This is a genomic window from Pseudomonas sp. ICMP 3272 (assembly GCF_001466905.1).
Taxonomy (GTDB): domain Bacteria; phylum Pseudomonadota; class Gammaproteobacteria; order Pseudomonadales; family Pseudomonadaceae; genus Aquipseudomonas; species Aquipseudomonas amygdali.
In genome coordinates this window covers 63,532-75,274 of record NZ_LKEK01000056.1, presented here as the reverse complement: position 1 = coordinate 75,274, position 11,743 = coordinate 63,532, and the positions used below count along the sequence as shown (strand labels likewise).

Here is an 11,743-nt window from a genome sequence, read left to right as displayed (position 1 = left end):
AACGGCATGCGACGCGGAGCGCCGCACGATAGTTGCGATCATCGTTCCCGCTACAGGCCTCAGCTCCGTATCAGTGCGCCCGCAAGCTTTGCTATTCTTCGCGCCCTGTGAGCGCCAGGCGCTTTTTTCAGCCATGTTTCGGGGGCTTCATGACGGCCATCGTTCAATCCACTCCCCAGTCCTTCAGCAGAGCCGACTACAAGACCCTGGGTCTTGCGGCGCTGGGTGGCGCGCTGGAAATCTACGATTTCATCATTTTCGTATTCTTTGCACTGACCCTCAGCCAGCTGTTTTTTCCGCCCGACATGCCCGAGTGGCTGCGTCTGCTGCAAAGCTTCGGGATCTTCGTGACCGGCTATCTCGCACGCCCGCTGGGCGGCATTCTGATGGCGCATTTTGCCGACCGGCTGGGACGCAAGCGGGTGTTCAGCCTGAGCATTCTGATGATGGCCCTGCCTTGTCTGCTGATCGGCATCATGCCCACCTACGCACAGATCGGTTACTGGGCGCCGTTGGTGCTGCTGGCGTTACGCATTCTGCAAGGCGCAGCGGTCGGCGGCGAGGTACCCAGTGCCTGGGTCTTCGTGGCAGAGCATGCACCCCAGGGGCATCGCGGCTACGCACTCGGGGTTTTGCAAGCCGGTCTGACGTTTGGATACCTGCTCGGTGCGCTGACCGCAACATGGCTGGCAAGGGTCTTCAGCCCGGGTGAGATCCTTGACTGGGCGTGGCGCATTCCGTTTCTGCTTGGCGGCGTTTTCGGTGTAGTGGGTGTCTGGCTGCGTCGCTGGCTGAACGAAACGCCAGTGTTCATCGCCATGCACGCCCAGCGTGAAAACCTGCCTGCACTGCCGCTTGGCCAGGTCCTGCGCGATCATCGCCAATCCTTGCTGCCTGCCGCCCTGTTGACGTTTGTGCTGACGTCCGCGGTGGTCGTGCTGGTGGTGATTACCCCGACGGTCATGCAGCAGCGCTTCGGGATCAGCGCCAGCAATACCTTCGCGCTGAGCGCAGTGGGCATCGTCTTCCTCAATGTCGGCTGCGTGCTGGCAGGCATGCTGGTTGACCGCATCGGTGCGTGGCGCGGGGTCATCATCTACAGCCTGCTGCTGCCGCTGGGTATAGGCGTGCTTTACGCCAGCCTCATCCAGCAATGGATGCCGCTGGGTATCGCCTACGCCATTGCAGGGCTGGCCTGCGGGGTTGTCGGCGTGGTGCCTTCGGTCATGGTCGGACTGTTCCCTGCGAACATTCGTGTGTCAGGCATCTCGTTCACTTACAACATTGCCTACGCTTTTTGGGCGAGTACCACGCCATTGCTGCTCATCGCGCTGATGCCCTGGAATATCTGGGTTTGCGTGCTTTACAGCCTGGTCATGGGGGTTGTGGGTCTGACGACCGCAGCGGTATTCGGCCTGCGCCGGGGTGTAGTGGTAGATGACCTTGCAACCGGCAGAAGCGGATAGCGCCAAGCCTGTTCCTGCTGGCGCGCCTCTTTCTCGCACGCAGCCGCTCATCTCTGTGGGCGGCTTTCGCAAATGAAACATATCAAGAAAGTTCCTCAAGTCAGGCGCTGTCAATTGTAACAAGTGATTGTAATTCTGTTTGCTCAAGTCTATCTTGCGCCCTTCTATATTATTTTTATTTATTGAGCGGGTGTGCTCTTGCCTGCCACGATTCCAGCGTGGCTCGGCTGGCGGGTTATTTATGATTTCATTAAATTGATAGTCGTAATTTTTCTGTATTTTCTGTAGGAGATTTCTTCAGTCGTTTATTAATTAACGATTATTCTTACAGGTCTTTGTTTTTGGCAAGGTTTTGGTTTTTATTCGGGTTTAATGAAAAACAATACTAAATAAAATGATTTCTGTGCCGATTTACTTTTTAGGTCATTTCTGTGCCGATTTACTTTTTAGGTCATGGAAGACGTGTGTATGAAACATCCTACAAATTTGCTCTAGGGCAAAATGATGGCAAGGGGAAGTAGCATGGAGGTGACAATGAGAGAGCAAGAGGTTCTTGGCCTGCTGTTGCAGGGCTGTACGAACAAGGAAATCGCCAGGCAGCTCCGTATCAGTGACTATACGGTTCGTGATCACGTGTCTTCGCTACTAAGAAAGAGCCGTGTAAAGACCCGTGTCGAGCTCATGGCGCGTTGTGTTTCTTTATGGCTTCCGGGAAAAAGTAACCGACCCCCTACATCTGTCGGATTGTGCAGCGAGTCAGCACATACATAATGTGTCTTGTCACAGAACACATCTTGTCAGGGCGATCAGCGTTATCGGGACAGTGCCCCAAGGTCAATAATTTCACTATTGCACTACGGTTGATTTCCGGTGGTCGGCTATCTGGTTGCCCGGAACAGATGGTTCTAAAGTCCGTCCTTACGGCAAACCGTAAAAAATAAAAAGGAGCAATCATGACTGTTTGTTTTGTTCGGGGCCGGTCTGAGTCCGATCAGTCATTGCGGCTGGATCCGCATCGGCCCGGTTTGAATCTCACAACAGACTTCCATCGCCTGGCAACCCGGCAGTCGGCACTTTCGGTAACGCAACTTGCCGAGCAACAGAAAAAACTGTCCGGCCCCGTTGGCCTGTTTGCCAAGCTCTGCCGACAGGTTCGTTCGCATGGACGCCAGGCCCCGTTGATCGAAGAGGTCGAGCGGCTTGAGGGGCGCAAGCGCAAGTGGCTGGCCGAGCAGGCTGTACAGTTCATCCTGGGCTTGCACGGCCGCCGGCCAGCGGTCGACAACCCGTTCAAAGGCCTGTTGCGCGAAGACCTGTGTTGCATCGTGTTCGATGACGAATCGCTGCACACGCTGGTCGAGCGTTACACTGCCGGTGAAGCACTGCGGCACCAGGACAGTGAGTACTTCGTCAAACTCATTGCCACCACACGGAACACAGTCGAGCGACGAATCGTCTTCCACGGCTTGCTCGAACACTTCGACCGATTACTGCCGATCGAAAAGAGCATCTACCCGCTCAATTATCGCGCCACCCAGCTTGCCCATCTGGAGCAGGAAGAAACCCTCTACGGCAAGTTGATCATGGAGCAGCCCATTAGCGCACTGCTTGAAGTGCATACCCCTGCATGGCTGTTGGAAAATCTTTCCTTTTTTGAGTTTTCGATTGATTGAGAACCCGCCCTGGATGTCCACGGGCTAAGGCTTTTTCTGAAAAGTATTTGATATGGATATATAAAGCTGTTCGGGGTTTACGATTTTTTCAGTAATGGTTTTAAATTTTTTCGAGCTTTTTGAAGGCGTAGCATTAAATACCGCATGTTTTTATCAGTGGCTTATACAATAAAAGAGTAGTAAGAAGAATCGCAAATGCCGCGTGTTTTTAATGATAAATCATTGGGAAAAGTGTTATGAAAAAAATAGTACCTCTGTTGCTGTTGCTGTTGTTTTTGTCTTCGGCCAGTCAGGCTGCAGATTACTCGGTGACAACTACAAGAACACCTACGACTATAAACGGACCTGGGCATAATGCATTCTCCAGGCACCAGTTGAGATTGTCCGATTACCCTCGCGGGGCGGCCAATAACTCCCGATTGCGGAAAATCTCATGGACGGCGACATCATTTCCGGACAGTAAAGGTGAGCGCGCCAATCTTTGCTTTCGAACCACGGGTGTGCACGATATCGATTGTGTAACTATTATTCCTGGCGCTCCAGGTAGTACTGAGCTCTTCAATAATCTCGGTTTTAGCTACGCGTCGGATGTGATCATTCGGCACAACGCTGAAAGTGGACCTTGGCAAAGTAAGCCGTTGGGGGCGGAAACAGTCACCTTTCATTTAACGTATTGATTGTCGACCCCTGACGATAAACGTCAGGGGTTCTATAGGCCAGGAGTCCACTTTATGCGGGTAATCAGCTCTGGAATAGAAGCGCTGGTAACAGCAAGGCAACTCGATGAAAAAATAGCCTCTAAAAAAATACCCGTTCTTGCTAACTCATCCAGTCATACAAACTTTCTGGACCCCTCCGTGACAATCAGTGGCGGGGCGATTCTCAAGCAGAGAATTTTCGGACTGACAGACCCTAAATTTCCAGCACCCATGCTGGGTAAGGCAGAGTGCGGCACGTCCATGCCTGAAACCTCTTTTTTAACACGGGATGACCGGAGGCTTCTTGGCGAGGTTTATGAGTGGGCCAGAGATCAGGGGGCTGATCTTTTCTACGTCGATGACTTGGCGTTTGGGCTGGCATCCTACAGGGAGAAAGACGATGGAAGGATCTGGTCTCGTCATAACCAAGGCAAGACCTATGACATGGAAGGGCACAAGGTCTTTTACAGTTTTACAGATACAAATGCGGCGACGGCCAAGCGTATTAGTGAGGGAAGCGCTTTAACAACGACACGGCTGGATCAGGGTTTTATTCGTTTTATCACGGACAAAGACTACGGTGCCCTTGGTCACAACCACTTTGAGTTCATGGAAAAAGTCATCAATCGTTTTTCGACGTCGGGGGAAAGGGACCAGCAACTTGGACCTGACTATGCTACCTATAAAAGCCAGAAAAACGACTACATTAGAACTCTGTCAAAGGAAAAGTACGCCCCTGGCGAGGGTGACATTCGGGAAACAGGCATCCCCGCTCAAAAAACCGCAAAACCCAAGGAAATCACCCTGGAAAGCCTGCGAGAAGACATGCGCAACTCGTTCATGAAGGCAATGGGCATCAAGAACTTCTCATCCCTGTTTGACGTCCTGTTCAAGAACCGGCGTTGACCGGTCAGGCATCGGCACTCAGTGGCTGGAGCTCTGACGGCATATCCTGAGCGCTGGCCACGCAGTTGCGACCGGTGCTTTTGGCGAGGTACAGCGCCTTGTCTGCTTCGTGCAACCAGGATGAGGCATCCGGCAGTTCAGGAGAATAGGCGGCTATGCCGATACTCAGGCTGACCTTGAGATCGCGCTGCAAAGAGTAGCTCATTTCATCTATCGCCAGACGCGTGCGCTCCAGGATTTCCCTCGCTTGAAACAAGCGGGTGTCCGGCAGAATGACGCAGAACTCATCTCCGCCACAACGTCCGATCAAATCCGAGTCCCGCAGGTTTTCCATCAGTGCTTCGCTGATGTTCTGCAGCACGGTGTCGCCCATGAGGTGGCCGTAGGTATCGTTGATGACCTTGAAATGGTCAATGTCGATCAGTGCGATGACGCACTGCTGATGCTGGTTCTGGCTTTTTGCGTACTCCAGATCAAGCAGGTCTTTCCATGCGCCATGATTGAGCAGTCCGGTGAGGCTGTCGGTACGGCTTATTTTGCGCAGGATGTTGCGATGCTCCCAGAGCTTCAGGGTGACCTGATGGCTCATCCAGCCGATGAAAATAGGGTAAATCACCAGGACGGGAAGGCAGGCGTAGATCTGTGCAATGTTGCCATGCAGATTGACTACGGGGTTAAGCACGGCAAGCGAGATCAGCACCCCCAGCGCCTGTGCGCACAAGCCTTGCAGCATCAGGCGTGGCCCGGCAGCAGCCATGTTATGCATGGCCATCATTGCGATGACCGTAACGCTGGGCACGGCACTGAAGCCCATCGCGCCAATCCAGAACCCGCCCATCAGCGAGTCGAAGAGTAGATTGCGCCATTCAGCCTGATAGGGTTCGCGCGATTTTTTCGCAATCTGGTAAGCAACATGCGGCCAGATCAGGGCATTGAGCAGCGCCAGTGTCCAAAGCCAGTGTGCAGCATTCACGTAATACAAAGACACAGCGACAGTAATAAAGCCAACGCTGACACCGAGTGATCTCGGCGCGTAGATCCGCTTGGCGAATGCCAGTCCCTTGCGGTGATATGAGCTCATAGTTCCTTACCGGACATAACGTCTTGAATCGGTCAGAAACCATGACTCCTTGACCGAAAGGCTGGAGTTTGAGCGTTCGCCAGTGTCATGGGAAGAGCATTTTGCAGTGCAGTGTCAATTAGCTGCACATCGGGAAGGCTTGCCTGTTTCGGAGTCAATTAACTGACAAAAACAGCCAGGAAACAGGTTCAAAAATATGACGAAACATACCAGCAGCGACACTCTGGAATAACCGGGCAGTGCAGTTGCGTCTTTGCAAAAGTACTGCCCGGTGATATCCGGCTAATCGAGCCGGGCCAGTTTATGCGCCGGCCTTGTTTTTCTGAATCCCGGTCATCCAGGCAACTGCAATGGCCAGTAACGCAACGACGGCTGCGACATACCCCACCGCATTCAGGCCCAGATGCTCAATGGTCAGGCCGCCAATGATCGATCCCAGACCTATACCTGCATTGGCCGCCGAGACATTCAAGGTTCCTGCCAATGCCTGGGCCTGCGGTGCCGCTTTCATCACCCTGATCTGACAGATAGGGAACAACGCTGTGTGAGCAATGCCCCAAATCACCAGCACCACGGCCAGCAGCGGCATGGAGCCTGCGGCGGGTACGCTTGCGGTCATGCCCAGTGCGAGCAGCAGCGCAAAGGCCATGGTCGAGCCGAGCGGGCTGCGGTCCACATAACGTCCCCCCAGTGCATTACCGATCAGGCCGACCGCGCCGAAGCCCATCAACCACCAGCCCACTTGAGCCGACTCGATACCTGCGATGCGTTCTAGTGTATCTGCCAGGTAGGTGTAAGCCCCGAACATGGCAGTGAACAGCAAGATGGACAGCAGCAAGTTGGCGAGGAACAGCGGATCACGCAGGATTTTTGCCTGCTCGGCGAGGCCGACCTTTGCGGTAGGTTCAATGCGTGGCATCGACAACGCCAGTAACACTGCCATTAATGCAGACAGCAGCGTCAGCGCCCAGAACGCGCCGCGCCAGCCCACTGCATCGGCAAATACGGTGCCCAGCGGGATACCGAACAGCATGGCGGCGGAGATACCGAGGTAGACCTGCGCCACTGCCTTGCCGGCGCGCTTCGGTCCGGCCAGCAGGCTTGCGGTTTCACTGGCGGTACCCCAGAACACCGGCAGCGCCAGTGCCGGAATGAATCGCGCCAGTGCCAGCACCCAGATGTTGCTCGACACCGCAGCCAGAGCGTTGGAGGCCGCGAAGATCAGCAGGATGACGATGAACGTACGCTTGCGGTCCAGGTGCGAAAGCATGGCTGTCAGCGGCGGGCCAAACAGCATCACGGTGAAGGCGAATAGCGTAACCAGCAAACCGGCTGTAGAAATAGAAATTCCCAGATCGCGGGCCAGTGAAGGCAGCAGTCCTATGATGAGAAATTCGGTGGTAACGATTACGAAGCCAGCCAGCGCCAGAATCGCGATGGACAAGCCTGCACCGGTCGAGCTTTCGCTCTTGGTGCCGGAGGCGGCAGTTTCCAGAGACGGCATGATACGAACCCATGAAAAAATAAGTTCGCCAGCTTATTGAAGAAAAGGATTCCTATCTTTGGCAAATATTCATTACATTGCGGAATTGAATTCACTAATGGGTAATCCACGTGCTGTCCACCGACCGCCTCAAGGGCATCGAAACGTTTGTCGCCGTTGCCAATGCAGGGAGCTTTACGGCAGCCGCTGACCGCTTGAGTCTGACCAATTCCGCAGTCAGCAAAAGCGTTGCACGCCTGGAGAGCCGCCTGGGCATGCGTCTGTTCGGGCGCACTACCCGAAGTCTGGCGCTGACCGAGGAGGGGGCGGCCTATCACGCTGTGTGCACGCGCATGCTTGCCGATCTGGAGGCTGCCGAAACCGCATTGGCGGCGCAGCGCACAGAACCTGCCGGACAATTGCGTATCGATCTGCCTGCGACCTTTGGTCGTTTGCACGTGCTGCCGCTGATCCTCGCCTTCACCGGGCAGCATCACAAGCTGCGCCCGCGGATAACCTTCACTGATCGTTTCGTCGACATTCTTGAGGAAGGTATCGACCTGGCCGTGCGCATCGGCGGTCCACCTGTCTGGCCAGCGGGCGTGGCGCACCGTTACCTGGGCACCGAACGGGTGATCTTCTGCGCGGCACCGGCTTATCTGGAGCGCCACGGCGTACCGACGACGTTCGAGGACCTCGCCAGTCACGCGTGCATTATGTTTGGTCGTGGCGATGGCAGCACCAGCCCCTGGTTGTTTGTTGACGACCAAGGGCAGCGGGAGGCGCGCGCTGTCGAAGCGCGGCTGGTTATCGGCAACGGCGAAGCCCAGGTGGCTGCGGTGACTTCGGCGTGGGGCATTGCTCAGTTGGCAACCTGGCTGATCAGGGAGCAGTTGCAGCGTGGCGAGCTGGTGGAGATTCTTCCACAGCTGGCCACTGACGGTTTGGCGCTGCATCTGGCCTGGCCGCGCAACCGCGAGTCATTGCCCAAGGTGCAGGCGCTGGTCGAGCGATTGTCAGAGGCGTTGCGGGTGGATTAAGCCACGCTGGTCAGAGCCACCCGATGCTCGAATCATTCGCCTATGACGGCTTTCACCAGCGCTGCGTGTTCCTTCGGGTTCTTCGCGTTGGAGACCACGTTCAGCACGGCTGCGCGTGTACCCGAAGCGGCAATGATCGAGGTGCTCAGAACCTGGGCGTCGCTCATGGTCGCCGAGGTATCCAGCTGCCGGACACCCAGACCGTTCTTCTTGACGATCTTCTTGTCGCCCAGCTTTTTGAAGTCCTTGTAGCCGGTACTTTGCTGGGCAAGTATCCCGGTGACCAGGCCATCAAGCACTACACCGTCGTTGTCGCTGGCCTGGACGCCCATTGGCATAGGCGTCTCGGTAACGATCAGCACGCGCTTTTCAGCGGCGTTGGTGTAAAGCGCACCCGTTACCCCCTGAGCCTTGGCCTTCGCGTCAATCTCGGGCATCTCGCCCTGCACGTAGCCCGCAGGAATGGTAAACGCCAGTTTGCCACCCAGCAACGAAGCCTTTTGTACCGCAGCGGCGGCAGGCGCAGCCGCTTGGGGCTTGGTCGCCGCCTGAACGCTGACCATGCTCTGGCAGGCTGCCAGCGCGACACACACAACGATTGCCTTGAAACCGAAAGACCGCATGGAAATTCCTTTTTTGTCTGTTAAATGGATCGAGTAAATGGATCGAGGCCTGTGTGCCCGAGGAATGTGAGTGGCCCGGCAGGTAAAAGTGCCCATAAAAAAACGACCAGCAAGATCACTCTGGCTGGCCGTCCTTTTGCTGCGTTTCGCTTATTCGGCGATCTGCAGTTTGCGCGACTCGGTATAGACGTAACGCACCTTCTCGTACTCGAATGGCGAGTTCAGCTGGCCATAGCGGAAGCTTGTGACATACCGGCGGTCAATCGCACGCAGCACGGTGATTTCCGGATGGTCGTCGCTGACTTCGGCAACGTTCAGGAAGTTGATCTGGTTTTCAGCCGTGTAGTCGAACAGCATGCCGCCAGTGTCACGCAGGTTCGATGGGCCGAACAATGGCAACACCAGATAAGGGCCGGCGGGAACACCATAGAAGCCCAGCGTCTGACCGAAGTCTTCGCTCTGGCGCGGTAGCCCCATCATGGTCGCCGGGTCCCACAGACCGGCGATGCCGATGGTGGTGTTGAGCAGCAGACGGCCAGTGGTGTCCAGCGAACGCTCGCCCTTGAACTGCAGCAGGCTGTTCAGCAGGTTGGAGATGTCGCCCAGGTTACTGAAAAAGTTGCTCACGCCGCTGCGCACGAAGCCGGGTGTGATGTAGCGATAGCCGTCCACGACCGGCAGGAACACCCATTCATCAAAGCGGTAGTTGAAGTGGTACACCCGACGGTTCCAGGATTCCAGCGGGTCGTAGACTTCCAGCGCGTTGATGGAGGCGCGCTCGAACTCACGCTGATCCAGCCCCGGGTTGAATTGCAACGACTTCAGCGGCTGGGTGAAACCGTCAGCATCGGTCTGACGGGCCACAGTGGCCGGGTGCTGAGCCTTGTTGCTGGTATCCGCGTCAGCGGCCTGGACTGTGCCGGCACAGAGCAGAGCGGCAAGAAGTAAAAGACGTTTAGCCACGGAAAAACTCCAGCATGGCGTCGGTGTTGACGCGGTAATTAAGGTTGCCGCAATGCCCGCCGTACGGATAAACGGTCAGACGATCCCCGAAGGTCTTGCGCAGGAAGCCCAGATCACCCGAGCCCAGAATCACATCGTCAGCGTTGTGCATGACGGCAATCTTGGTGTTGCTGTGCAGGTAATCCTTGAGGGCGTAAAGGCTGACCTGATCGACCAGCTGCAGCAGGCTACCGCCGTCAGTGCGGGCGCGCCACATCGGAATGACCTGTTCGGTCAGGTAGCAATCGAAGTCGCATTGCAGGGCACGCTTGAGGAACGGCGTCAGGCTGGTGCCTTCAGAAATAGGGAATTTCGGTGGCGTGATCAGACCGCGGCGGTTGATCAGGTCCGAGGTGAACGCGATATCGGCAGACGAGAAGCGGAACGAGGTACCGATCAGCATCGCCATCTGCTCGTTGGTCAAATGCTGCTTGGACTGCTGGAAGTCGAACAACAGTGCATCGTTAAGGTCGATGTAACCCTTTTGCCGGAAGTAACGGGTCAGCTTGGCCAGCACCAGTTCATAGAACGTGGTGGTGTTGTTGATGCCCTTGACGTTGGTTTGCACCAGTTTGTCGAGGTTGCTGATCGAGGTGTAAAGGTTGACCGGCGGGTTGAGCAGCAGCACTTTCTTGAAGTTGAAGCTGCGGCGGGTTTCATCCAGCTTGCTGACGAAGGCGGCATTCAGTGCGCCGAGGCTGTAACCGGTCAGGTAATAGTCGGTCACCGGCAATTGCGCCTGCTGGGCACGAATGGCCTGCATGACGCGATAAATGTCTTCTGCGTCGTCGGTGGACACGCCAGGAGTGGCAAAGCGCGATGCCGAACTCATGAAGTCGTAGCTGGTGGGCGAAGACAGCTGTACGACGTGGTAGCCCGCGCCGTAATAGAGCTTTTTCAGGAATTCATTGATGGTGCTGTTATACGGCGCGCCTGTGCCGGCGATCAGGAAGATCAGCGGGGCAGCGTGGTCCTGCTTCGCCAGGCGATAGTGCAGTTTTTTTACCGCCCAGAAGTTGTCCGGCAGGGTGAACTCGCGCTCGGGATGCAGGTTCAGGGTGTAGACGTCCTGATCGATGTCTTCATCGTCAGGCAGATCGGGGCGCAGATCGGGCGGTGTGGTCGCAATGGTCGCTTCAAACGGATTAGTCAGCGGGTAGCCATAGGTGGCAGAGTCGACGGTGGTTGCCAGAGCGGACGCACTTAAACACAAGCCACCTATAACGGTAGCGAAGCGCAGAAAACGGAGCATGACTAAATCCCTTGGGAAAGAAGTGCTGATGAGATACGCAGGCTATGACCAAGGTGTAGTGCCAAAGTGCCGCATCCACCGGTTAACCGTGTAAATTATGACGGAACAATACACGTTCTTTGGAATTTGCAATGCAGTTATGCGGTTTATTTTTCGCAGGCGACGTAGATTGGCTCGGTTTGACCATACAGGCGGGGGACTGACTGCCGCTACATGCCGCTACGCTGCAGCTTCCTGGGGACGAAAAACACAAAGGAGAGCCGTAGCTCTCCTCCAATGTGTTTTACCTGCTCTTTTTATTGTTGTAGGGCGGCCTGTTATTGTTGTTGATGGCCAGTCCCTTTACAGCGTTGTTGGGCGACCCCCATTCGGGGTCAAGAGCAAACGTATTTTTTTGAGCGCTGACTCGCTTTAATCACCTGTCTGCACAACATCGTGATCCCACCGGTTCGGGAGCTACCTGAAGGTAGTTTTATTGTTCTCTGTCCGGTCGCGAGGCCCTTCACCGAAAGGTCCCTG

General features: G+C 55.5%; 10 protein-coding genes. 5 read left to right on the top strand and 5 right to left on the bottom strand.

Annotated features, from left to right (window positions below):
• Window positions 1–149 precede the first annotated feature (149 nt).
• The 4 genes from AO068_RS15595 (at window position 150) to AO068_RS15585 (ending at window position 4,743) form a co-directional block, all read left to right on the top strand.
• Window positions 150–1,466, top strand: a complete 1,317-nt coding sequence (locus tag AO068_RS15595; protein ID WP_058408823.1) for an MFS transporter — start codon at window positions 150–152, stop codon at window positions 1,464–1,466.
• A 501-nt stretch (window positions 1,467–1,967) separates the two neighbouring features.
• A complete protein-coding gene (locus AO068_RS27075; RefSeq protein WP_080395025.1) occupies window positions 1,968–2,237 on the top strand; it encodes a helix-turn-helix domain-containing protein in 270 nt (89 codons plus the stop codon).
• A 182-nt stretch (window positions 2,238–2,419) separates the two neighbouring features.
• A complete protein-coding gene (locus AO068_RS15590) occupies window positions 2,420–3,139 on the top strand; it encodes a hypothetical protein (RefSeq protein WP_058408822.1) in 720 nt (239 codons plus the stop codon).
• A 731-nt stretch (window positions 3,140–3,870) separates the two neighbouring features.
• Window positions 3,871–4,743, top strand: coding sequence for a hypothetical protein (locus AO068_RS15585; RefSeq protein ID WP_058400144.1), 873 nt, complete (start codon window positions 3,871–3,873; stop codon window positions 4,741–4,743).
• Between the two features lie 4 nt (window positions 4,744–4,747).
• On the opposite strand, the gene AO068_RS15580 is transcribed toward AO068_RS15585, so the two are convergent.
• Together AO068_RS15580 and AO068_RS15575 are read right to left on the bottom strand one after the other, a co-directional pair.
• Entirely contained in the window at window positions 4,748–5,824 is a 1,077-nt protein-coding gene (locus AO068_RS15580) for a diguanylate cyclase (protein WP_058408821.1), read from the bottom strand.
• Window positions 5,825–6,125: 301 nt separating this feature from the next.
• Window positions 6,126–7,328, bottom strand: coding sequence for an MFS transporter (locus AO068_RS15575; RefSeq protein ID WP_058408820.1), 1,203 nt, complete (start codon window positions 7,326–7,328; stop codon window positions 6,126–6,128).
• Window positions 7,329–7,438: 110 nt separating this feature from the next.
• Between AO068_RS15575 and AO068_RS15570 the strand changes: the two genes are divergently transcribed.
• Window positions 7,439–8,347 carry a LysR family transcriptional regulator gene (locus AO068_RS15570; RefSeq protein ID WP_058408819.1) on the top strand — a complete coding sequence of 303 codons (909 nt, stop codon included), beginning with the start codon at window positions 7,439–7,441 and terminating at the stop codon, window positions 8,345–8,347.
• Window positions 8,348–8,379: 32 nt separating this feature from the next.
• Here AO068_RS15570 and AO068_RS15565 read toward each other — a convergent pair whose 3' ends face one another.
• The 3 genes from AO068_RS15565 to AO068_RS15555 all read right to left on the bottom strand — a co-directional run bounded on the left by AO068_RS15565 (window position 8,380) and on the right by AO068_RS15555 (window position 11,224).
• A complete protein-coding gene (locus AO068_RS15565) occupies window positions 8,380–8,970 on the bottom strand; it encodes a hypothetical protein (RefSeq protein WP_058400148.1) in 591 nt (196 codons plus the stop codon).
• Between the two features lie 150 nt (window positions 8,971–9,120).
• The gene (locus tag AO068_RS15560; RefSeq protein WP_011168082.1) at window positions 9,121–9,933 is read right to left on the bottom strand and encodes an MlaA family lipoprotein; all 813 of its coding nucleotides are present in this window, start codon (window positions 9,931–9,933) and stop codon (window positions 9,121–9,123) included.
• The gene (locus AO068_RS15555; protein ID WP_005733991.1) at window positions 9,926–11,224 is read right to left on the bottom strand and encodes a serine protein kinase PrkA; all 1,299 of its coding nucleotides are present in this window, start codon (window positions 11,222–11,224) and stop codon (window positions 9,926–9,928) included. The genes AO068_RS15560 and AO068_RS15555 overlap by 8 nt, the downstream gene beginning before the upstream one ends.
• Window positions 11,225–11,743 lie beyond the last annotated feature (519 nt).